This window comes from Armatimonadota bacterium (genome assembly GCA_013314775.1).
Lineage (GTDB): Bacteria > Armatimonadota > Zipacnadia > Zipacnadales > JABUFB01 > JABUFB01.
On sequence record JABUFB010000017.1, the window covers coordinates 106,216 to 128,548 of the forward strand.

Annotated in this window: 20 protein-coding genes; 11 read left to right on the forward strand and 9 right to left on the reverse strand. The window is 63.3% G+C overall.

The window, feature by feature from the left end:
• The first annotated feature begins 294 nt into the window (after positions 1–294).
• The 4 genes from HPY44_20080 to HPY44_20095 all read left to right on the forward strand — a co-directional run bounded on the left by HPY44_20080 (position 295) and on the right by HPY44_20095 (position 5,476).
• Entirely contained in the window at positions 295–435 is a 141-nt protein-coding gene (locus tag HPY44_20080; protein NSW58313.1) for a hypothetical protein, read from the forward strand.
• A gap of 108 nt (positions 436–543) precedes the next feature.
• Complete coding sequence (locus tag HPY44_20085) at positions 544–2,175, forward strand: DUF2357 domain-containing protein (protein ID NSW58314.1); 1,632 nt, start codon at positions 544–546, stop codon at positions 2,173–2,175.
• Positions 2,176–2,186: 11 nt separating this feature from the next.
• Positions 2,187–4,034 (forward strand): hypothetical protein, encoded by a 1,848-nt coding sequence (locus HPY44_20090; protein NSW58315.1) that lies wholly within the window; start codon positions 2,187–2,189, stop codon positions 4,032–4,034.
• 56 nt (positions 4,035–4,090) lie between these two features.
• Positions 4,091–5,476 (forward strand): zinc-ribbon domain-containing protein, encoded by a 1,386-nt coding sequence (locus HPY44_20095; GenBank protein NSW58316.1) that lies wholly within the window; start codon positions 4,091–4,093, stop codon positions 5,474–5,476.
• A gap of 290 nt (positions 5,477–5,766) precedes the next feature.
• On the opposite strand, the gene HPY44_20100 is transcribed toward HPY44_20095, so the two are convergent.
• From HPY44_20100 to HPY44_20140, 9 genes are all read right to left on the reverse strand, one after another.
• Positions 5,767–6,879 (reverse strand): putative CRISPR-associated protein, encoded by a 1,113-nt coding sequence (locus HPY44_20100; protein ID NSW58317.1) that lies wholly within the window; start codon positions 6,877–6,879, stop codon positions 5,767–5,769.
• Between the two features lie 29 nt (positions 6,880–6,908).
• Complete coding sequence (locus tag HPY44_20105; protein ID NSW58318.1) at positions 6,909–7,433, reverse strand: ISAs1 family transposase; 525 nt, start codon at positions 7,431–7,433, stop codon at positions 6,909–6,911.
• On the reverse strand, positions 7,399–7,896 hold the full coding sequence (locus tag HPY44_20110; GenBank protein ID NSW58319.1) for an ISAs1 family transposase: 498 nt from the start codon (positions 7,894–7,896) through the stop codon (positions 7,399–7,401). Before HPY44_20110 ends, HPY44_20105 begins: the two co-directional genes overlap by 35 nt.
• 342 nt (positions 7,897–8,238) lie before the next feature.
• A complete protein-coding gene (locus HPY44_20115; protein NSW58320.1) occupies positions 8,239–10,071 on the reverse strand; it encodes a hypothetical protein in 1,833 nt (610 codons plus the stop codon).
• Between the two features lie 400 nt (positions 10,072–10,471).
• Positions 10,472–11,023: an epoxyqueuosine reductase QueH gene (locus tag HPY44_20120; GenBank protein NSW58321.1), complete on the reverse strand. Its 552-nt coding sequence runs from the start codon at positions 11,021–11,023 to the stop codon at positions 10,472–10,474.
• Positions 11,024–11,033: 10 nt separating this feature from the next.
• Positions 11,034–11,480, reverse strand: a complete 447-nt coding sequence (locus HPY44_20125) for a dual specificity protein phosphatase family protein (protein ID NSW58322.1) — start codon at positions 11,478–11,480, stop codon at positions 11,034–11,036.
• A gap of 77 nt (positions 11,481–11,557) precedes the next feature.
• Positions 11,558–12,628 (reverse strand): aldose 1-epimerase, encoded by a 1,071-nt coding sequence (locus tag HPY44_20130; GenBank protein ID NSW58323.1) that lies wholly within the window; start codon positions 12,626–12,628, stop codon positions 11,558–11,560.
• Between the two features lie 100 nt (positions 12,629–12,728).
• Positions 12,729–13,349 (reverse strand): FMN-dependent NADH-azoreductase, encoded by a 621-nt coding sequence (locus HPY44_20135; protein ID NSW58324.1) that lies wholly within the window; start codon positions 13,347–13,349, stop codon positions 12,729–12,731.
• A gap of 23 nt (positions 13,350–13,372) precedes the next feature.
• Positions 13,373–17,992: a beta-galactosidase gene (locus tag HPY44_20140; GenBank protein ID NSW58325.1), complete on the reverse strand. Its 4,620-nt coding sequence runs from the start codon at positions 17,990–17,992 to the stop codon at positions 13,373–13,375.
• A gap of 129 nt (positions 17,993–18,121) precedes the next feature.
• Between HPY44_20140 and HPY44_20145 the strand changes: the two genes are divergently transcribed.
• The 7 genes from HPY44_20145 (at position 18,122) to HPY44_20175 (ending at position 22,323) form a co-directional block, all read left to right on the forward strand.
• A complete protein-coding gene (locus tag HPY44_20145) occupies positions 18,122–19,228 on the forward strand; it encodes a glycosyltransferase family 4 protein (GenBank protein ID NSW58326.1) in 1,107 nt (368 codons plus the stop codon).
• 124 nt (positions 19,229–19,352) lie between these two features.
• Entirely contained in the window at positions 19,353–19,796 is a 444-nt protein-coding gene (locus HPY44_20150) for a transcriptional repressor (GenBank protein NSW58327.1), read from the forward strand.
• Positions 19,797–19,799: 3 nt separating this feature from the next.
• Positions 19,800–20,372, forward strand: coding sequence for a rubrerythrin family protein (locus HPY44_20155; GenBank protein NSW58328.1), 573 nt, complete (start codon positions 19,800–19,802; stop codon positions 20,370–20,372).
• A 74-nt stretch (positions 20,373–20,446) separates the two neighbouring features.
• Entirely contained in the window at positions 20,447–21,106 is a 660-nt protein-coding gene (locus HPY44_20160; protein ID NSW58329.1) for a peroxiredoxin, read from the forward strand.
• A gap of 52 nt (positions 21,107–21,158) precedes the next feature.
• Positions 21,159–21,539 carry a desulfoferrodoxin gene (locus tag HPY44_20165; protein ID NSW58330.1) on the forward strand — a complete coding sequence of 127 codons (381 nt, stop codon included), beginning with the start codon at positions 21,159–21,161 and terminating at the stop codon, positions 21,537–21,539.
• Positions 21,540–21,544: 5 nt separating this feature from the next.
• A complete protein-coding gene (locus HPY44_20170) occupies positions 21,545–22,069 on the forward strand; it encodes a ferritin (GenBank protein ID NSW58331.1) in 525 nt (174 codons plus the stop codon).
• A gap of 107 nt (positions 22,070–22,176) precedes the next feature.
• The gene (locus tag HPY44_20175) at positions 22,177–22,323 is read left to right on the forward strand and encodes a hypothetical protein (protein ID NSW58332.1); all 147 of its coding nucleotides are present in this window, start codon (positions 22,177–22,179) and stop codon (positions 22,321–22,323) included.
• Positions 22,324–22,333 lie beyond the last annotated feature (10 nt).

Genomic DNA, 22,333 nt, shown 5'->3' on the forward strand with positions numbered 1-22,333 from the left:
ATCACGAGAGGAAGCGTTGGCCGGCTAGGAGCTCTGGGCGGGCAGACTGGGAGTGGAGTGCGATCTGCGCGACATGGAGCCGTACACATCTGACGGTGTGTTAGACGCGACCTACGCGGTGCGTTCCCGCAACGGCGCGCATCAGTTCCTGATCCAGGGCTTGTCTGGAGAGTTCATCTCGTACCGAAGACGCCGCTACGCCCAGCCAGGAGGCGCCTTCGTGGAGTTAGCACTACCGCTACCCAATGACAAGCTGTGCGCGATGCGCCGAACCTTACTGGACTGCACGAACTGTTGGACGACCCCGAGTGGTCCGACCAGGTAACGCCCGACTGGGTAGAAGCCCTGCTGCGCATCAAGTGTGGTGGGAGATGGCTGCAGACCAAGCACGATTTCCTCGAAGCATTCCTCGCTCTCAGACGCATCTTCGGATAACCCCCCGCATAGCCGGGAACCCTCGCGTGGGGAAGGTCCATCGCCGTCGCTGCGCGAATTGCTCGGCGGTAGTCCCCCACGATGTTTCAGGGAGCGGTCGATTGAAGCATGGCGCAACAGGAGACGCTGGGGGTGGGCCTGCCCGCGCCTGCCCACTGTGAATGCAGCCTACCTGAAGGTGTCGTTATCGACGATCTCGGGACCGAGATCGCGCCGCGTGACCGTGTGCACCCGGTCCCTGAGGCGCTTGCCCGCGACCTGGCGCCGGCGACGCTGGTGCTCAATGAATGGTGCGACTACACCATGCGCAGACCGGGTGCTGATGAGCTTCTCGTCGGCCACCAAAGCGCCGAGCGGATCACCGCGGATTGCTTCCGGGTCCGGCTGGAGAATCGCCTGGGCCTCACCCGCATTCGGTTCCTGCGGGATGGACGCCAACTCAAGGAGGACCTCAGGGCTGAGGTGGTCTCGCCCAAGTTCCCCAGCCCCGCTGCTCACCTCAGCTTCCTGACCGCACTGCTGGATGACCTGTTCCTGCGCGCCGCGCGACTGCCTTTCGAGTTCGACGCCGCAACCAGCCGACAGGTGGCTGAGTCACTCCGGCCTCCCAGCCCGCTGTTCACCTTCCACTTCCTGTGCAACCACGCCCGCACACTGGACACGGCACTGCGCACCGTCCTTGCTTCGCCCCATCGGGCGCTGCTGGATGAACGCCGGCGCGTGCCCATCGGTCAGGCCACCGAGGTGGATGCCGACACAATCCAGGCGCTGCTGTTCGAGACCGGCGACTTGGGGCGCGCGCCGCACCTTCCTGTGGCCCGCGCCCTTGGAGGGTATGCACCCAGTCGCGTCTGGCAGCGTCTCCCGCGCCAGTCCTTCGATACTCCCGAAAACCGCTTCGTCCTGGCGTTCCTGCGCAGTGTGCAGGCGGCCGTGGACGCACTTCCCTCCCAGCGCTGGTGGGGCAATGTATCGCCGGATCGCAAGCGTCGCATTCAAGACGTGCGCAACGTCCTGAACCACGGGTGCCTGCACCCGATGTGGGAGGAGGTGGGGGAGATGGCGAGCATCCCCGCATCGTCGCAGGTGCTGGTGCGCCGCGAAGGGTACCGGGATCTGCGCCTCCTGTGGCAGCTCTTCCACCAGGCCCGGCGGCCCCTCTTTGCTCCACTCCAGTCAGCCATCGACTTGCGCGACGTGGCGACCCTGTACGAGTTCTGGGTCTTCTTCCGGCTGTGCGAGGAGATAGGTGACATTCTACAGCAGGACCCGGTCCTGAGACTGGAGCCCGGGGACAGGGAGGGACTCGGGTGGACATCCCGCGTTCTCTTTGGGGGGCGCGGTGAGTTGCGCTACAACCAGACCTTCCGCGGCGGCGGGCGTTCGTACTCTGTCTCGCTGCGGCCCGACTGCACGTGGTTGTTTGCGGGGAAGCCCACGGTGGTCCTGGATGCCAAGTTCCGAATGAGCTGGGCGGACGTGGTCGCAGCAACCGACCCCGACGAGACCGACGAAGGGCCGTCCCTGCAGCGGCAAACGGTGGCGACCCGCGAGGACCTCTACAAGATGCACACCTATCGCGACGCGCTGAAGGTGCGCGCCGCGGTGGCGATCTACCCCGGGGACACCGCGCTCTTCTGCTCAACAGATGGATCCCGGCGGAATGACGTTACCTTGCGCGAGATTCTCTTGGGCGGCTGCAGCGGCATCGGGGCGATTCCCATGCAGCCGGGACAATAACGGAGGCTTCGATGGATACCGCACAACAAGAACCACCCAGGGAACCGTGGGCCGACGGAATCTACAGAGTCCTGAAAGAAGCGGGGGAGCCACTCCATTACGTAGAGATCGCCAAGCGGGTAACTGGGGTCGAGGACCTTTCAAGCCTCGGTACTCCGCAGAACACCGTCAACTACACCATAAACAAGGAGATACGTCGCTCGACAAACCCGAGATTCGTGAGCATCGGAGGCGGCGTCTACGGCTTGACTGAGTGGGCGGATGGCCATGGTACCTTTGAGCAGACCTGCGACATCCTGCCTCTCCTCCAGTCCCGCCTGCAGGCGCAGGGGTTCAAGTTTAGCGACTGGCAAGTGGCCTGCTTCTATACCGCCCTGCAGACCAAGGGCTTCGTGCTACTCAGCGGCATCAGCGGCACGGGGAAGACAAAGCTGGCCCAACTGTTCGCCGAAATGCTGCCTCAGCCCCGAAAAGAGTTGCGAGCGTCCGAAGACGCCATCGCTGTGACCGTCAAACCCTACATGCTCAAGTACCAACGGGTTATCATCCCGAAGCAGTCGCTGCGTTTGTTCACGCCCCCGGCACCGGGTGAGACCCGTGACGTGACGGTGCGCTTCCCGGGTGGAGAGCAAGACTGCGGCCTGACTCACGTTGCCTACGAGAGCACGCGGTATGTCCAGATACTGTTTCGCGGGAAGGCCAAGGCCTGGGTCAATTCGCATTTCGCCGAAGGCGATCAGTTGTTCCTGGAACCCGAGGTAAGCGACACGGGCGAGATCACGGGCTTTCGTCTCTCGGATGGAGATGGCTCAGATGCCCCTTCCAGTCCAGGGGCGGAGGTTCAGGAAGGCTCCAATCATCTCTTCCTGCCCGTACGCCCGGACTGGCGAGACAGCAAGAACCTGCTGGGCTACTACAACCCGCTGGACAACTCGTACCACTGGACCGAGTTCCTGCGGTTCCTCGTGCGCGCCCGGGAGAGTCACCAGAAGGGCGACGGTCTGGCGTGGTTCGTGCTGCTGGATGAGATGAACCTGGCACACGTGGAGTACTACTTCGCCGACCTCCTAAGCGTGATGGAGTCCGGGCGGGACCCCGACACCGGGCTGACCCGAGAGGCCCTGCGTCTGGACTGTCCTGAAGATGCCGAAGGGGAGATCCCGCCCACTGATCTGCACCTGCCGCCGAACCTCTACGTCATTGGCACGGTGAATATGGACGAGACCACCCACGCCTTCAGCCCGAAGGTGCTGGACCGCGCCTTCACCATCGAGTTCAACCACGTCGACTTCAGCGATTACCCCGGCGACTACGAGGGGGAGGCCGAGGACCTGCCGGACAATGTGCGCAAGAACCTCCTGTCTCGGTTCACGGGCGACGGCGCTTTCGCGGTCATCGACAAGCAGCGCATTGCCAAGACCGTCGCCGCTCACCCGGCGTACGCAGGCTGGCTCCAGAAGCTGAACGAGGGCCTTCGCGACCACGACCTGCACTTTGGTTACCGGGTGTTCGACGAGATCCACATGTTCCTGTCATGGGCGGCTGACAACGGGGTCTTCGACGCACATGATGGCATAGCCGGGGCCTTCGACGCAGCGGTGTTGATGAAAGTGCTGCCCAAGTTCAACGGCTCCCGCGCCCGGCTGGAAGCTCCATTGCGCCATGTACTCGCCTGGTGCTTCAATCCGGACAGCCCGGACGATTTGTCGGTTACCCAGGCCATCCAGGCAGACGAAGCATCACGCAGCGGCACGCTGGCGACACTTAGCGCCTTGCAGTTCCGCCTGCCCCACACCGCCCGCAAGGCGATCCGCATGCTCCGGTCTCTCCAGACCGACGGCTTTGCAGCGTTTGGGTAGGGAAAGGGCTTTTGGCAGCAGAGGGATTCCATGCTGAGATAGAAGGAGGACGACCGATGCGCCGGACCTGTCTTGCCGCACTTGTCGTGCTTTGCTCGCTGGGCAGTGTCATCGCGCAGGAGATGCCTCGGTACCCCAATGTCAAGATCATGGTCGTGATTCCAGAGAAGGACTACGAGAAGTTCATTTTCCCCTTCTTCTGGCAACCACTGGACTTCTATGTCGACCGCACGTTTCCGACTAATGCAGCCGAGGAGGAGATCACGAAGGCCTTCACGGATGCCGGCTACATCGTTGTCGACCAGCAGCAATACGCTGCCCAGAGATACAGCAGTGAATTTGCCGAAGCCATGAAGGATCCCACGGGACTCAAGGCCAGACAGCTCACCTCGATCTATGGTGCCGACATTCTCGTGATTGGCCAAGCTTTCAGCGAGAAGGGCAGACAGGTCGGCGGCACCACCACGGCCCGGGCACGCGTCGAGGCGCGCGCCGTGGTCACGCGAGGGACGCCTCAGATAATTGCCGTGGATGGGCGCAATGGTGGGGGAGCGGATCCGAGTCGCATCATCGCAGGCAAAGTTGCCCTCGAGAGCACGGCGCGTCTGGTGGCCCCGTATCTCGTGAACCGCGTGGCGGAAACCGTGGGCGGGCCGAAGGCGAAGGAGCAGGAAGCATTGGGGCCGCAACCGACACGGGTGGCCATCTTGCCCTTCGACTTCCGCGCCCAGTACGGTCGCACGCCACCGTGGCTCGAAGCCGCCTTGCCCGACCTGCTCGCCGCGGAACTGTACAAGGCCGCCCAGTTCGATCTCGTGGACCGCACTCACACAGACCGCATCATTGCCGAACAGGGGTTCAATCTCTCGGGCCTGGTGAGCAACCCGGGTGAAGTGCGCACTCTGGGCACTCTGGCGGCCGCCGACTACCTGTTATTCTGCCGGGTTACGGAGTTTGCCGAGAAGACCGTCCGGCGCGATACCGGCGACTGGGGAGTCAAATACCCTATCAGCTTCGACGAGACGCGAGCGATCGTGAACGTTCACGTCACTTTCGTCAACGCCGCGACCGGGATCAGGGTCGGCGACGCAGACTGCCGCGGCGAAGCAGTAGGCCTTCAGATGCGCACTTCCCGAGATTGGGGTTGGCTGGAGGGAGAAGCGGACAAGAGTGCAGCCGGGCGCGCCTGCCGAGAGGCCATCTGCAAGGTGGTCGAGGCCTCTCTCACGTCGATCCCGCTCATGGCCGTTTGCCCGCACTGCAACGCACAACTTGTGGCCCAGGCGAAGTTCTGCCACAAATGCGGATCGCGCCTTGAGGTTGCGGATCCGAACTGCACAGGCTGCGGCAAGCGTCTGCCCGTGGGCGCCAACTTCTGCCCGTACTGCGGAACCCCGCGCAAAGCCTCGTCTGGAGACAACAGTGCCGTCCCGACGAGGTGAAGGCCCAACAGCTCATCGGGCATCCTGACGAATGTACGCTACCGCAACTCGTGCGCACGACACCGTTCCCAGAGCCGCGCAAAGAAGGGGGTAGGGCGCTGCTCTGCGGCCAACAGCGAGCCGCTCCGAGTGGTGGTGACACGTGGGGAATCCGGGCCGGACTCCTGCACGGCCCGTTTGGTCGGACCGCGTGCAAATGCCTATCGCGCCTGCGATAGGACCGAATTCGCCCCGGCAAGCGATCGTTCCTCGACAACCGGCTTGCCACGTCACGGTGTATGAGCCGCCTCTCAGAACATGCCCTTCAGTTGCTCCAGACACCACTGGCGCTCCTGGGGCGTTGTGCACGTGGTGGTGAGGCGGATCTGCTGTGCCTTGTTGCCGTCGCCACACAGGACCAGTATCTCGTTCGTGTGCGGTGTGCCGCCCGGCTTCACCCGCCATCGTTCCCCGGTGTTCACGAACCCCTCACTCGAAGCAAGGCAGACCCACGGCAGCCCTGCAAGCCGTTCCAGGCACTGGTTCACACCCCGCGGCGGATGTCCCTGCTCCTTCGTGCTCACTCGGATGCGCCTATCAACGGGTGTATCTGCCTTTGGCGGTTCGGTCAGGTCTGGGGGCGAAATGAGCGCAAAGCCCTGGTGCAGGAGTTCGAGGATTGGGCTCAATGCGATGTACTCGACGCCGTCGATGCACTCGCGGTCGAGCAGCGTCTCGACCTCGGGCGCGATGTACCACGACGCGAACTCATTGGCCGGGATCATGAGTTCATCGGACAGCCGCGCAAACAGCGGGTAGTGCTCGATCCAGAGGGCGCGGTCGAAGCCCACAGGTAGCGGCGGGAGCTCGATGCACCGAGGGAACTGCTCGAACAGGTACACCACCGGCACCTTCAACACTTGGCCGATGAGGCCCGCAAAGCTGATCTGGGCCTTATAGCCGCCGGTTGCGTTGATGACGCGCGTCATGCCCTGCGTCCCGCCGACACCAGACGTCAGAGCGCGCGCGCAGGCCTTGACCAGGTTGCGCAGACCGGTGCGCGCGAACTTGTCGCAGTCATCGCCGGAAAGCCCCGCGATCGACTGGGACGATACGGATTCCACTTCGCCGCGTGTTCCGTAGTACCGCGTCAGCACGTGGACAGTCCATTCGCCATCCTGCGTGTCTGAGCCGAGGAAATGCAGGTGCAGGGGCTGGGTGACAGTCCCGACGCTGAGGTTCTGCCCCAACAAGTGTGCGATGGAGTTGATCTCGGCGCCGCACAGCCGGTCCGTGGAATCCACCCGGCGCAGAGCCGCGAGTGCTTTCTGCTCATCCGGGTAGTCCGCGGGATCGATGCCGAATTGCCGGCGCAGGTTGGTGAGCATTGAGGTTCCGACAGTTGAGACGATGAAGGTGGCCAAGCGAGGTCCCCCTAGGGTCATTGCATTGTCTATGGACAAGCGGCAGCAAGTGCCAATGCGCGATTTGGATGGGCAGCGTACGTACGTAGGGCCGCCGCGATGTTGCTCGCCCCGGCGCAGCGCAGCACGCCGATCACCAAGTTGCGCAGGGCTGACATCACGTGGGGTGCCGCACCGCTGCGCACCTGACAGCGGTCTTCGTCGAAGGTCACATCGCGCACCCAGTGTAGCCGGTTCTCGATCCCCCAGTGTCCCCGCGACAACTCCAGCAAGCGGCCCGGATCGGCCTGCTCGGGCGGCAGGCTGGTGATGAGATAGTGGGTCTCTTGCGTGGCCTGGTCACCCTCGGCACGCCAACTGGTCAGTTGCGCAACCTGAGCCAGGTGAGGCCACTGTGCCCATTCGTTGAGCATCGTCGACGCCACCAATTGCCGAACTTCTACTCGCCCGCCATGCTTGCTCACGCGGCGCACCGGCGCGGATGTCTCCACGCCCGAAGAAAACAACACAGCAATCCCCTCATACAGCGTCGGTTGGTTCGCCTTCACTCGCAACAGGTAGTGCCCCTTTTTTCACCACTTGCCGACACAGGCTCCGTTGCGCCAATAGCGCGTCTCCGGTCACCACGTGCCCCTGCAGGTCCAAACGCGCCAGTACGGCCTTGACCGCCGCCAACTCCTGTCCCTTGCCGGGCGCCGCCTCCTGGGTCAGCACGATCCCGCTGCAATGGCTGAACGCCGCCACCAGATGCACTCCGGGCACCTGATCCCCATGAATGCCACGAAGCGTCTTGCCATCGAGGGCAATCGCTTCGCCCTCCTTCAAGCCCCGCGCGCACAGCCACTCGCCCAGCACCTGCTCAAACGCTCCCACATCCAGATGACGGAAGATGCGATGCAGCGTCGCCGAGTCCGGGGTCGTCAGCCGCTGGATCCCCAATGCATCGCACACCAGTTCGCAGCGAAGAACCTTGGTGCGCAGGCCAGCGAAGGACGTTGGCGGGATCTCACGGCCCAATTTGCAGAAAACAGTTGACGTAACTCCTCGCCCCCTGGTCCGGTTTCCCAGCCTGGTGTGCTGGCTGCTTTGCATGGGAGTAACGGCACACCCGGGGAGTCTGTCTGTGCATAGAGAGATTGTCCGGGCTGCCGGCGGGATGTCAACATCGGCTCTATCAATTTGGGCAGTGCTGGCAGGAGGAGAAGGCTCGGCCGTCCTGAGGCGCATCACTGCGCACTGGCGGTCAATGATCTTGCTCGGGCACGCGGCAAGCCCTCCAGCGGCCGGCCGGGGCACCTAGTCCGGTCTTCAGGCAGCGCGGCACACGTGAGCAGGTCTTCACAGCCGCACTGGTCCAGATCATCCCCCTGTCTGGCGTCTGCCGAACCACTTTTCGTTTCCGTCCGGATGTTTCAAAAGCAACCCCCTCCACCCATCCTGCTTGACGAAAGCCGCCGATACGCCCGCCGCCCCGCGGAGAGCAGAGAGTTCGTGTTCGCCCAACTGGCGCGCCGTGTCCGGCTCCAGATCGTAGTCCTGGAAAGCTCGCGCGATCTCGAGCCACGCGGGGTCCGACTCGGCACCCGGCACCAGAAAGCCCCAGCGTTCCCAGCCGTCCAGCGCGGCCTCTTCGCTGAGCTGGTACATGCCATACCACGAGCACACTTTCACGAACCGGCGGAACAGGTAGCCGCTCAGCGGGTGCCCAAGTTGCATTGATGTGAGCGCGAAGGCCGCGTGCCGTGCGTTCATCGGGTTGAACTGTTCTGTCTGGATCGCGACGTGAGGATACGCTTCGAGGATCTCCCTCTGCAGCGCCATCACGCCCTGGATCGCGGTCTCACCGTCCACCAGGAAGGCCCCGGTAGGTGTGTGGCTCTCGTCCAGGTAAATAACGTCCGCACCCGAGTCCACCACGTCGCGCATCTGGGCGATCAAGTGCTCTCGCCAGGGCTTGTGGGCAGTCGAACAGTAGGCGAAGTTCACCTGCCCGTAGGCGTTGCGGAACTTCGGTCCCCAGTACAGCGGCTCGCCCAGTTCGCTCCACCCCGTCTGCTTCAGGCCCGGGCGGAACCGCTCAATGAGGTCCTTGAAGCGCACGTCTATGCCGGTGGTGTTGAAATGCACTGAGACGTGGAACCCCAACTCGCGGGCGCGGCGGATGAACTTACGCGCTTCCTCGGTGGGTGTATAATCGGGATATCCCATGTCGAATCCGAACTCAGGAATCGGCCGGTACTCCGAGATCTTCCCCAGGAGGGTCTTGCGCGGGTCGAGCTGCGTCGCGATGCGCTCGAGCTTGGCGATCCCCTCGCCTTGCACCCACTCGCGCGGGTCCACATACGTCTGGGCGCGGATGTCGCGCACCCACGACGGCTGCTTGCGCTCCAGCGGCACCATCCCAAGCCCGCTTTCCATCCAGTCGACGTAGGGATCCACTGCCGCCTGCCAGCGCCCGGAGTAGGCCCGTATGCGGATCTCGAACATCGTCGGTGCGCGCGTGGGTCGGGGGAAACCGCGGATGAAAGTGAGATCCGCGGTGTCGCCGCGCCCACGTGCGATCAGGTTGGCCGGACCGACCTCGAGGCACCGGCCCTCGATGAAGAAGCCTCCGCCCGGACCCTCAAAGAGGGCCGTCAGCGGCTGCACGTACTCGGGGAAGTACTCATCGTGGGTGGGGTCCACAGGGGGCTGTTGCCAGGGCGCCTGCCGCACCAGACCCACGCCGAAGTTGGTGACCGTCACCAGCTTCATGTCCCGGATATCGCAACCAGACAGGGGAAACCGGAACTGCCCCACGGGATGCCGGCTGCGCCCGCTGGCGCGGAGAATGATGTCTCCGGAAGGATCAGCAAGCCAGCGCAGCAACCACGCCGAGCCGTCCGGGAACTCGTGTCGGGTGACGATCTCGCCGGTGCTCACGCGCTGCTGGGTGCGGGCCTCCGCCAGGTTGAGCGCTGCCGGGCCGAAGAGGGCCACGGCTTCCGGACCCGCATCCGGTTCCCGGGCAATCAGCATCTGCCCCGTCATCCGGTTCACGATACTCACAGGCAGCCCCCGCTCCAGGACCAATTCGAGCGCGGTCGTGGTCAGGGCCGCAGTACCGCCTGCCGGTTCCGCGGCGAGCGATATACCGGAAGACTGCCGGGCAGCAGCCGCAAAGCACATGAGCAGGAAGATACGACCGAGCACAGTCACCGACCTCCGATGCGCGCATGTCGAGGCACAACTCATTGGATTCGCCGGACCGCTCACGCTCACCTTGGCGTAGGAGTCCGTACCGAAGTCTACTGCTGGGGCGTGAATCTTGCTGAGAACGCAGGGAGCTACCCTTTGCACGGATAACGGTAGGTTACCACCAAGACCAATCTCCGAGGAGGTAGCTCAATGAGCACAATATCGATCGCGCTGTTGGATGTCAACGCGTACGAGCGGTCGGAGCGCTTCAATGGAATGGGCCGGAACCGGTACATCAATGGCCTGCCGGCTGTCCGGATTTCGGGGGACAGTGCGCGCCCGCGGGCACCCGAGCAGTATGAGGGGTCGCATGACACATCCATTTACCCGCAACAGCGCGTCCGCACTACGGCCATCATCGCCCGCCGTCGCGCCCCAATACGCAGCCGCAGTAGGTCTGCCGGTACAGCCCCAGGTCCCGACTGAGCTCCACGGTGCGCTGGAAGCCGCCCTGCTTCTTGAAGTCTTCGGCGAGGAAGGGCACTCCGAATGCCTGTGCCAATTCTTCCGCAATCGGGTGAACGCGGCTTGCCGGCTTGTGCGGGCTGACGGTGAGGGTCGTGGCAAAGCGGTCGAAGCCCAATCGGGCGGCCACCCCAGCGACGGTTTCAAGGCGGCAGCGGAAGCAGACGTCGCAACGCAGGCCACCCTCCGGTTCGCTCTCCAGCCCGCGCACGCGATCCAGCCACTCATCCGCGCCGCCGAGCATCTCGATCATGGGCACGGTCATTTCGCGAGCCACAATCCGTGCGCTGTCCAGCCTTCGGTCATGCTCTTCCCGTGGCTGAATGTTGGGGTTGTACCATAAAGCGGTAACCCGAAAACGCGGCACCAGGCGCTCCAGCACCGAGGTGGCGCAGGGGCCGCAGCAGACATGGAGCAGGAGGGAGGGTTTGCGATCCGCCACGCGCCACCTCTTAGAAGTCGAATGCGGCGACCTGTGTCAGGCGCTCGAAGTCCTGGACGACGGCGATTTGCCCGGGGTTCGGATCCACAATCGGTCGGCGGCTGCGCACGAAGTTGATGGCCTCGCGGGAAGACATACCCTGGGTGATGAGGTAGCAGGCGACGGTCATCGGCGCGCGGCCGATCCCATGTTTGCAGTGGACCACGATGCCCTTGCCCAGGGAGACCGCAGTGTGGATAAAGCGGGCAGCGATCACCAGCTGGTCGGTGGAAGGCATATACCAGTCATCTGCGGGAAGCCACAGCTCGCCCTCGGGCATGAGGTCGCCGAAGTCATCCCGGGTTTCGGCCTGCAGGCTGAGGTCCAGGCGCACGCCCTCCCGGTACAGGCGTCGCCAGTCGGCAGGAGACAGAGCCCCGCCGCACCAGATATGTTCGTTGATACGGGAATGTTCCATGAGGTCGATACCTTGTAACCGAAGCCCGGGACAGTGCCGGGCGGGCTAAGTGTCCGAGTCAGTGCAGTCAAGCAGGTTCAGAGAACCCGCCCAGCCTCGTCGATGCGCTCCACGGAATCGCGGCCCTCATAGGCAGCGGCGCGGATCCAGGTGGAAATCGTCTGGCCGGGCTTCAGCACCAGTTGTGTGCCGGCTTCGATTGCGTTGGTCAGGATCGCCGGGATACTGCTGAACGGCTCTACGGCCATGACGTAACAGCGCCCCCAGAAAGGCCACCCCATCTCGCCGCCGAGATTCTGCCAGCACCACAGGTGCCGGAAGACCGATGTGTCGAAACTCAGGCCGATGCCCACCAGCCTGTTGCGGTTGGTGATCGCGTACCAACCCTCCTCGAGGTCAGTGAGATAGGTCATCTCGCTAACCCGCTCTGTGGCAGGTCGCATGCGACTGATATCCCAGGTGCCACCGTCTTTCGCGGGTCCCTCGGGCCATTCGAACTCCTGCCCCGGGACAAAATGGGAGGCCTCGCCCGAGTTCTTGTCCACCACCACCCGGCGCGCGCCGGTCTCGAGGATGCAGGAGGCGTCCAGGAACGGCGGCCCAAAGGCCGGATGATGACCCCACATGAGATCGAGGGTCTCGGCGCCCTCATTGGTCAGTTCCTCATCGATCTCAAGCACGGGGGTTTCGGTACGGATGGTCATGCGGCGCACAAGAAGGTAGGGCGAGCGCGGAGTGCGGCACCAGAGTTGGACACTCACGATGTCTGGGGTGTCTTCAAGGATTTCATAGCGCCACGGGATGCCCCAGACTTCTCCGTGCAGGCCCATTTCGACGCCCTTGTAAGTGCAGACGCGGCCACCATTGGGCATGCATTCCTGCCAGCCGCCCTCGTAGAAGTCGGCGAAGGGCCCAACTGACGCCGGGCGCATATCGAAGTTGTTGGCATGCGGGCGGACACCCTTTGGACTGCGCCACATGAAGTCCACGTCGAGGGGTTTGTAGATGAACTCGTAAACATCCGCGCCCTTGTCAAGAAGCACGGTGACCTTGATGAACTCGTTCTCGAGGGTCAGGATGCGCAGGCCGCGGTATGTCAGTTCGTGATTGATGCGGCAGCCGAAATTGCGTTCGTGAATGTAGAACATGGCGATCCCTCCAGGGCGCGCATGGTGTACCGAGCTGCCCAATGCGCTGATTCAGAGACAGTGGCCTGCAATGAGCTGCCCAAACAGCGCCCGTCGGCCGCTACCACGATGTGAGGATGTGCTCCAGTCTCGCCTCCGCCGCGGCCAGCGATGCCTCGTGCAGTTGGCCGCCGATGTTGGTGGCCTCGCAGCGGATCAATTCCACGTCGCCGATGCCCATGAAGCCGAACATGAGCCGGAGCCAGGGAGTCTGCAGGTCGGCCTCCTGGTTCGGACTGCCCTCTCCGTAGTACCCGCCGCGGACGCTGATGATAATGACCTTCCTGCCCCCGGCAAGGCCGACCGCGCCCTCTTCGGTAAACTTGAAGGTGCGACCGGCGCGAGTGACGTGGTCGAACCAATTCTTGAGGGTCGGAGGCACGTGGAAGTTGTACATGGGCGTGGCGATGAGGATCCGGTCTGATGCCAGAAACTCGTCCACAACGAGGTCGGAAAGGGCGAGTCCGGCTTTCATCTCCGGCGTTCTGACCTCTTCCGGAAGGAACATGCCGGAGACCGCGGCCTCGCTGAGCATGGGCAGCGGGTCGGCGGCAAGATCTCTGTAGACCAGGGTTGCATCCGGGTGCAACATCTGCCAGCGGTCCACGAACTTCCGGCTGAGCCTGCGCGAGTAAGACTCCTCCCTGCGAATGCTGCAGTCGATGTGCAGAAGCTGGGACATGTGAGAAGAGTTCCCTCCTGTTGTCAGGGCGCCACTGTGAGTTGCCGCTCGGATTTCACGCCGGTTGCCGCGTCGGTGAAGACGAGCCGCCAGATGCCATCAGGGTCATTCAATGCGAAGGGAACGGCGACGGTTCCCGCGCCGGCCGGACAGTCGATGTTCCGGCTGTACTGCCGGTGCTCGCGGTCCGCCCCCGGCGCGAACACCGACAGGTGCACCACATGGAAGCCGGGCTCGCGCCCGTCGATGGAAACACGGACACCAAGTTCCACCGTTTGCCCCGGCGCGATCGATGAAGCAGAGTCCGGATTGCGGACGAAGTCTTCAGGGCCATCTGCCGGGCCGGCGACTTGCGTGATTTCCACGGAAAGTCCGGTGACGCGGTAGGGCAGAAGCGCGAAAAGCCGAGGCGTGCCGCGGGAGACTGTGGTCTCCCAGGTGTTTGTGGGCTCATGGCTTACGGGTTCCCCGGCGCGCACGTCGTAGATGTAGGCAGAATCGGGCATCTCTACCCGGACGGCCTGTTCGGGCAGACCGCGCATGAGAATGTCCTGCTGGAGAGCGAGGTAGCGCAGGTCACCGTCGGCGAAGGTGACCGGCTGTATGCAGCGCACCGGTCCCGCCGGGGAGCTGATCCGGGCTGCCGGCCCCAGCCCTTCAGCGCCCAGGAACCTGCGGAGCATCTCGGCGAAGACCCACTCCCTGGCATCCGCGCGCAGCCTGTTGTATGTGTGGAAGGGGAAGTTGAGCCACATGGTCTGGCCGGCGCCGAAGGCGTTGGCGATGAATGCCGGAGCGCCCTGTTCGTTGGCCACCGTTTCGCCGACAGTGGCCCGCACGCTCTCCAGCAAGGGCAGTTCCATCTCCACTGGGCCTGTGCTGGCTTTCACGGTGGTCGGCTTTGCGGACAGGGCTTCCGGTCCGGCGGGGGTATTGATCCCGAAAACCTCGTCCAGCGGCCGAGTACCCCGCATCGCGCCGTCTCCTGTGAGCAGCCCGGCGCGACCATCCGCGAGAAGCATCCCGCCGGCCAGCACGAACTGCCGAATGCGAGCCACCGCGGCATCCGACAGGCACATTGCCTGGGGAAGAACGAACAGCCGGCAGTCCTTCAGAGCGTCCGGGTTGGCTTCCAGCTCTGCCGCCGCGAGGAACCGGTACGGGTACCCCGCGTCCTTGAGAGCGCGGGAGATCGCCGACAGGTTGTTTTCGAACTCGTGGCCGCCGTCCCAGACAGAACCGCCGCGCAGTCGTGCGGCGAGCACCTGGGCATACAGATCGGCTTGGTTGTACAGGACGAGGACATGGGAGTCCTCGCGGGTGGCGTGGAGGAGGAGCCTGCCGGGCCCGGACTTGATCTCCCGTGCCGCGTCAAAATACCACTTCCCCGCGTTGGATACAGTCATGTCGGGGTTGAAGGGGATGTAATCGCAGCCCCAGGATGTCCACCACCAGCATGAGTTGTGGCCGCGGAAGAGATTGTGCCAGCCGATGGCGGTGAAGCCGTCCTCGCGGTCTGCCACCGCGTTTCCCCACTCGCCGGTGAGCGCCCCGGGCTCCTTGAAGGACCTGGCCAGTTCTCCCTGCAGGTACCCGCTGGTGTAACACTGGTTCAGCTCCAGATCGCGGGTCAGTTTGTAGAAGTCGTACCCCGCCCCCCAGTGGTAGCCGAGAAAACCGTCCCAGCCCACCTTGGCGCCGGGGTCTTCGGCCCGGATGAACCCCGCCATGTGCTGATGCAGGCCTGCGAAAGCGCTGTCCATGAAGGCCCTGAAGTCGAACCACGGTGCACAATTCTCGGGCTGCTGTAGGGCCTCGTCCAGCAGCATGGGCTTCGTAATTGCGTCGAAGTCGGCGTGATCCGTGGCCCAGACTGCATTGAGCGCCTCAATGGTCTCGTACTTGTCTCGCAGCCACTCGCGGAAGGCCTTCATACTTGCCGGGGACACTTCTACCTCGTAATGACCGTGGGACATGTAGTTCTCATCGCCGAGAGTGTACGCAGGCGGCTGGTACGGCGCTGCCTGGCGTGAGGCGATCTGCATCGACTGGCGCTCGCGCTCGATCCACTCCTCCGAGAACAGGCTAGGCACGAGGGTGTTGTCCGGCCGATCCTCGCAGGCAATGCGGGTCACGTACGGCACGAGACGCTGGCCGGACATGGAAGCGAGCGCGTACTCGCGCGCCGCGCTCGCGTCGGTGTAGCCTCGCATGTGGCACAGGTCCATCATATCGGTGCCCATCTCGTAGCACAGGCGGTTTTCGACCCGCACCGGCAGGTCTCCGCCGGGGTACGACCACATGAGATAGGTAAAGTCGCCGTACGGATAGGGCACCGGCATGGTGAATATGCGGCGCGCAACAGCCTGGGGACTGTCGCCGTCATATACAGAGCATTCGAGCTCGTGGGCGACGACCACTGGCCGCGGCATGTTCAGCTGCACGGTGCTGACCCCGTCACCGGCGATCCTGCCCGAGCTCTGCGCCACGAGCCTGCCCACGCAGTCGCGGGCCTCCCAGAAGACGGTCTTGCCGGCGGCTCGCTCGGCGGGGGCAACGCGGACTTCGCAGGTCATCACGCCACCATCGGGCAGGTCGATGAGCGGCGGTGCAGTCTCGTGGAAGCTCTTCGCGGGCGACAGGGAGACGGATTCGATGTTGATGACAGGGGCCACGTCCACCAGCTGCGAGGCGAAGGCAAGACACTCATTGCCCTCATCGCGCAGGAGCAGGTCGACATAGTACCGCCGACTTGCTGGAAGCGGGGGCAGGGCGATGCGACTTGTGGCGCGGTCCAGCAGGTCGCCCCTCTCAGCGACGAGCGTGCCGTGGTCGTCCTGGATGCGCACCAGGGCCGACGCGAATGCGTCGGGGGCCTGCACCGCAAGATGGGACGGCTTACCCGCAGGGATGGGGGCCTCGGGCGCGGCGATCCGAGCCTGCGAAGGCAGGCTTCTGCCGGCAGCCGCGAGCACCGCCAGCCCCTGCAGCGCCAGGATGCGGTCCTCGGCGGCATCCAGGCCGAAGGTTCGGTCGATCTTCGGAAGGAGGCCGCAGTAGGTGTTGAGCTTGCCGGTAAAGACCACAACGCGTCCGGCGCCGTAGCGGAAGCCTCGCAGCGGGGCGATGTCGCCGATCCGGGCGCCATCACCCGGCGCGAAGCCCGGTATCGAGTCACAGGGAATTGCAGTAAGCGCGGGGGCGACCAGGGCGTCATCCGGTGTTGCGGTCAGGTCGGCGGGCCATCCCTCCAGTTTTCCGCCGGCGGTGGAGACGAACAGGCCCTTCCCGGCGCGGACCTGGTCGAGGATGAGATTGCGGACGGGCTCCGGGATCGCGGTTCCGGAAACCCCGGCCACGAGGAAGACCTCGCGCTTTGGGTCCTCGCAGATCCGAAGCAAGGCACGGGTCGCGACCCGGGGGCCCAGCGCACCCACGCCGGTGACGCTCCAGTACGGCCAGGCATCGACGTCCGACAGCGCACCCTTACTGTCGAAATACTGGTGCATCACGTCCATCTCGAGACGGCGCGCCAGTTCCATAGTGTCGAATGCCGCGAAGCGCGCAGCCATCAGGGCAGTCCTCACAGGCTCGCCGGGCATCCGCGCAGCCCATGGGAAACTGAGTGGTTCGGGATTCGGCGTCCAGCGCTCTGCAGGACGAGCGATCTTCGTGTCGTCCTTCGCCAGTATCTGCGTGGTTCGCTGCGCATCCACCGGCAGCGGCTTCAATGGCTGGTCGAGGTCGGTCGAATTCAGTGCCGCCAATGCGTCGCTTTCGGCATCCGCGCTGCGGCGAAAATACTCGCGGGTCTCGTTGAAGTCGCGTATGTCCGGGAACTCGTAGAACGCAAGGGCGAACTGCCGACGCTCGGGCCTGATGGTGAGGGTCACGTTCTCCGGGTAGCCACCGATGTTGTCCACGCTGATGCGTGAGAATGCCGACGCGTCGCCCAGCAGCAGGCCTGCAGAACCCGATCCGGTTGGGGTGTCGCCGATATCTTCCAGGAGCACCCAGCGCTCTTTCACCGGGTCAAGCACGGCGCCGCCTTCAGTGAGGGTGCGCAGGGCAGTTGTGGCGGCGCGTTTGCGCGGCTCCTCGAAGTGATCCGGGTACGCGGTCAGGCGCATGACCACATTCGTGATTTCCTCTTTGGGCTCGTAGCCGGCGAACATCAGGAGCTTGTCGCTGCCGGAAGTCACGGCGAAACGCAACCATGCCCGGACCTTTGGCGTATCCCAGGAATACTCCACCATGGCGTCAGAGCCGGACTCGCGGATTGCTCTGATCTCCGCGGGGGTGTCGTAGATGTTGAACCCGTCGAAGGTCCAGTGGATGAATCCCTGCCAGTACCAGTTGGCCATGGAGGGTTCCTGCATCCCCAGTGGTATCTCGTGGCCGTGGAGTGGGCCCCATTTCTCGAAGGTGACCTTGCCGGTGTCTTCGGCGGGCTCGACGACCTCGTACCGCAGCGTGTAGGAGGTGATCGACGTCTCCAGGATCGCGTCCCGGATCACCCGCGTCCCGTCCTGCACGGTGGCTTTCTGCGGCGCTGGAATGATGAGCCGGGCGTCACGTGCCTGACAATGGGCGAAGGGGCAGCAGGCAGCGGCGAACATAGCGGCGAAAAGGTATGTGCGCATTTTGTGATGCCTCCACGCGATCTGCCCAATTGCCGGGCGAACGCTTCACGGATGATATTCCCCGCGAGGTTCCGCGTGGCCTCCCCGCGAAGCCCGCCGGGAGCACGGGAGCAATGAAAGGACAGGGCCTTGAGGATCGCCCAGATCACCCACAGCTACATGCCGGTTATTGGAGGCGCGGACGTCTGGGTTCAGATGCTGCGCGAAATCTGCGAAGAGATGGGGCATGAAGTGTTTGTCTACCAGCGCCCCGCGCAGGGCGTGGATGATGCCCATGTGCGGTTCATCCACTCGCCGCTGCGGTCGCTGCTGGGAGCGCGGGGGGAGTTCTGGACGGTTCCCTTCGGTCTGCCTGCGCTAAGGAAGGAACTGAAAACCTTTGATGCGCTGGTGGTTCACTACCCGAATCACCATCGCATGGTGGAGTGGCACCCGCGCACGGTGCTGGTCTCCCACGGGGTCTTCTGGGACGACCGCCCGGGTTCGCTGCGCAGTTCCATCAAGCGGGGTCTGGCCTGTCGCGCATACCAGAAAGCCACTGCGGTGGTGGCAAACGACACCTTCTTCCTGCGCGAGGTCGGTGAGAATGTGCTGCCCGGGGCGAAGCCCTTCTCGGAAGTGAAGCCGGGGCGCTGGTTCATCCCCAACTGCGTGGACCCGGTGCGCTTTTCGCCTACTGATCCCCTTTCGGGGCTGCGTAACGCCCGGATCATACTCGTGCCGCGGAACGTGTACCGGAATCGGGGGATCCACCTGGCGATCCAGGCCTTCGCGCAGGTTGCCGACGAGCTGTCGGACGTGCGGCTTGCGATTGTGGGCGCAGTCGGCCAGCCCGATTACGCGCAGGACTGCCGGGAGATGGTCTCCGAGCTGGGGCTCGATGCACGTGTGGTGTTCTTCGGCCCGGTGCCCTGGGCCCAGATGCCCAACGCGTACTCGGCGGGAGAGTTGACGCTGATCCCCACGCTCTGCGGAGAGGGCACTTCGCTGGCGGCCCTTGAGTCCATGGCCTGCGGCGTGGCGACCATCACAACCAATGTGGCAGGTCTGGCGGATCTGCCGGCGGTGAAGTGCGAACCCGATGCGGACGCGCTGGCGGAGGCGATCCGGGAAGTCTGGCCGCGAAGGGCGAATATCGCCGCAACGCAGCAGAGAGTGGTGCGGGAGGTCTACAATCTCGGGAACTGGCGCGCGGCCTGGGCGGAGATCGTGCGGCGGCTGGAGAGTGGGGAATAGGTGTTGAGGCGATATGCGGGGCCTCTATTCTGCGTTTTTCAGAATGTTTGGCCGGGGGGGTTGACAAGAATAGCAGCGATATATATATTCAATAATGTTTCTCATTATCAATTTGGTGGTTGGCATGCAGCAGCACTCAGAGTTGGAGGAAGCGGTTCGGGGGACTCGTCGCAGCCTGACAAGGCAAAGGCGGGCGATCCTCAGCGCACTGCGATCAACCACCGCACACCCCACGGCGATGGAGATATTCGACATGGTCCGCGGGGAGCTGCCACATATCACACTCGCCACGGTCTACAGGAACCTTTCGGTGCTCCAGGAGCTTGGTCTGGTACTGGAAGTGGGCACGCAGGGGTCCGCAACGAGGTATGATGCGAGGACAGAGAGCCATCTGCACATCGTCTGCGTTGACTGCGGGCGGGTGGATGACGTAGCGGTGGCAGATCTGGCGGATATCGATGAACCGGTGGCACGCAATACAGGGTACAAAGTGCTGGGCCATTCCACCACTTACCAGGGCATCTGCCCAACGTGTCAGAGAGAGCACGCAAACCAAAAGGAGCCATGAGTCATGTCCCTGAAAGGCACGCAAACCGAGAAGAACATTCTGACCGCCTTCGCCGGAGAGTCCCAGGCCCGCAACCGCTACACGTACTTTGCGAGCAAAGCTAAGGCTGACGGCTACGAACAGATCGCCGCGATCTTCGCCGAGACCGCCGACCAGGAGAAGGAGCACGCAAAGCGTCTTTTCAAGTTCTTGGAGGGCGGAGAAGTCGAGATATCCGCCGCGTTTCCTGCTGGGGTGATCGGTGAGACGGCTGACAATCTCCAGGCATCGGCTGCCGGGGAGAACTACGAGTGGACAGAAATGTACCCGTCTTTCGCGGAGGTGGCCGAACAGGAGGGGTTCAAGGACATCGCCCGCGTGTTCCGCGCCATCGCCGTTGCCGAGAAGCAGCACGAGAAGCGGTACAATGGGCTGCTCGCCAACGTCAATGCAGGAACGGTATTCGCCAAGAGCGAATCAGTTGTCTGGCGCTGCCGAAACTGCGGCTACCTGCACGAAGGCCCGAAGGCTCCCGCAGTGTGCGTAGCCTGTGACCACCCGCAGGCGCATTTCGAGCTTCTCGCCGAGAACTGGTAGTAACGCGACGCTCTGGCGCGCGAAGAACTGAGGAGGGACAGGCAATGAGTGAACATTGCCAGGAAGTCACGCGCATGCCGCTGATTGGTGAGAAAGCCCCGTCGTTCAAAGCCAAGACCACCAAGGGGATGATCAACTTCCCCGAGGACTACGCCGGCAAGTGGGTGATTCTCTTCTCCCACCCCGCAGACTTCACCCCGGTCTGCACAACCGAATTCATGACCTTCGCAGCAATGCAGCAGGATTTCCGCGATCTCAACTGCGAACTGGTGGGACTTTCGATAGACAGTGTCTTCGCCCACATTGCGTGGCTACGGACCATCGAGGAGAAGATCGAGTACAAGGGCATGAAGGGTCTCAAGGTCGACTTCCCGGTGATCGAGGATCTGAAGATGGAAGTCGCCCGGCTGTACGGCATGCTGCAGCCCAGCGCCAGCGACACCCAGGCCGTGCGCGCGGTCTTCTTCGTGGACCCCGAGGGCACCATGCGGGCGATCTTGTACTATCCGCTGAGCAATGGACGGAACATGGAAGAGATCAAGCGTCTTCTCATGGCGATGCAGCACTCGGACGCCTACAAGATCGCCACTCCCGCCAACTGGGTGCCTGGCGACGATGTCATCGTACCGCCGCCGCCCACCGCTCCGATGGCCGATGAGCGCGTTGCCGGTGCGGGAGACGAGTACACTTGCCTTGACTGGTTCCTTTGCACAAAGAAGTGCCCGCACGGTTAGCCGTTTGTCGACAACTGCGAAACTGGGCTGAGCTGCCCACTGGAGGAAGGCCATGAGCAAGAAACTGGACATCTACAAGTGTGAGGACTGTGGCAGCGTTTTCGAAGCTGTGTTGGGTTCGGACTGCGATTGCGGCATCAAGTGCGGAGACGCTGAACTAAGCCTGCTTGAAGCGAAGACTGCGGATCCGGCCGGCGAGAAGCACGTGCCGGTCGTGGAAAAGACTGCAAAGGGCTTCAAGGTGACCGTGGGGAGTGTGCCGCACCCGATGACCGAGGAACACTACATCCAGTTCATCGAGGTCTGCGCCGGCAATCAGTTGCTGCGCGCGTACCTCGAACCGGGCCAGGCCCCGGAAGCCGAGTTCTGCACGGACGCCGAGAGCGTCACTGCCCGCGAGTTGTGCAATATTCACGGTCTTTGGGAGGCTTGAGCGGAATGATCAGCGAGAAGATGAACGCAGCGATCAACGAGCAGATCAATAAAGAGCTGTACTCTGAGTACCTCTACCAGTCGATGGCGGCGTGGTTTGAGGCGGAGGGCCTCCCGGGTTTCGCCAACTGGATGCGGGTTCAGGCGCAGGAAGAGCACTTCCACGCCATGAAGTTCTTCGACTACGTTATCGAGACCGGCGGCCGAGTCATTCTCGAAGCCATTGCTAAGCCGCCCAGTGAATTCGGTTCGCCCAAGGGCGCATTCGAGGCGACCCTCGAGCACGAGAATTTCATCACGGCCAGCATCAACAGTCTCGTCGACCTTGCCATTGAACTGAAAGACCATGCCACAAACAACTTCCTGCAGTGGTATGTGGCTGAGCAGGTCGAGGAAGAATCCAATGACAAGGCGATTCTCGACCAGCTCAAGTGGATCGGCGATAACGGCAACGCCCTGCTCATGCTCGACAAGGAGCTGGGGACACGTGTCTTCACCCCGCCTGTGTCGGGTGAGCCGGCAGCCGGCTGATCTGTGGTGGAACGCATGACGCTGACGATTCGGCCGCTCCCCACGCGATAGTCAAGACTCAGGGGGAGCGGCCTCGTTCCATTTCCACCCGTTCGGAGGGGTTGACAATGGGATGCCTAAAGGGTAAGAAGACTGCGCCCGAGAAGCCAGGCAATTACAAGTGCTCCAAGTGTGGCGCCACGGCAAAGAGCAAAGGCGACCTGTGTAAGCCCGAGAAGATCAAAGACGCGAAAAAGAAGAAGAAGGACAAGTAATTCTCGGCAG

What these genes read in the sequence shown, in the direction of transcription:
- HPY44_20135 (NSW58324.1), bottom strand. Translation starts at nt 13,349, where the DNA reads ATGTCCCAGCTTCTGCACATCGACTGCAGCATTCGCAGGGAGGAGTCT.
- HPY44_20160 (NSW58329.1), top strand. Translation starts at nt 20,447, where the DNA reads ATGCCGCTGATTGGTGAGAAAGCCCCGTCGTTCAAAGCCAAGACCACC.
- HPY44_20130 (NSW58323.1), bottom strand. Translation starts at nt 12,628, where the DNA reads ATGTTCTACATTCACGAACGCAATTTCGGCTGCCGCATCAATCACGAA.
- HPY44_20165 (NSW58330.1), top strand. Translation starts at nt 21,159, where the DNA reads ATGAGCAAGAAACTGGACATCTACAAGTGTGAGGACTGTGGCAGCGTT.
- HPY44_20125 (NSW58322.1), bottom strand. Translation starts at nt 11,480, where the DNA reads ATGGAACATTCCCGTATCAACGAACATATCTGGTGCGGCGGGGCTCTG.
- HPY44_20175 (NSW58332.1), top strand. Translation starts at nt 22,177, where the DNA reads ATGGGATGCCTAAAGGGTAAGAAGACTGCGCCCGAGAAGCCAGGCAAT.
- HPY44_20140 (NSW58325.1), bottom strand. Translation starts at nt 17,992, where the DNA reads ATGCGCACATACCTTTTCGCCGCTATGTTCGCCGCTGCCTGCTGCCCC.
- HPY44_20085 (NSW58314.1), top strand. Translation starts at nt 544, where the DNA reads ATGGCGCAACAGGAGACGCTGGGGGTGGGCCTGCCCGCGCCTGCCCAC.
- HPY44_20090 (NSW58315.1), top strand. Translation starts at nt 2,187, where the DNA reads ATGGATACCGCACAACAAGAACCACCCAGGGAACCGTGGGCCGACGGA.
- HPY44_20170 (NSW58331.1), top strand. Translation starts at nt 21,545, where the DNA reads ATGATCAGCGAGAAGATGAACGCAGCGATCAACGAGCAGATCAATAAA.
- HPY44_20155 (NSW58328.1), top strand. Translation starts at nt 19,800, where the DNA reads ATGTCCCTGAAAGGCACGCAAACCGAGAAGAACATTCTGACCGCCTTC.
- HPY44_20095 (NSW58316.1), top strand. Translation starts at nt 4,091, where the DNA reads ATGCGCCGGACCTGTCTTGCCGCACTTGTCGTGCTTTGCTCGCTGGGC.
- HPY44_20150 (NSW58327.1), top strand. Translation starts at nt 19,353, where the DNA reads ATGCAGCAGCACTCAGAGTTGGAGGAAGCGGTTCGGGGGACTCGTCGC.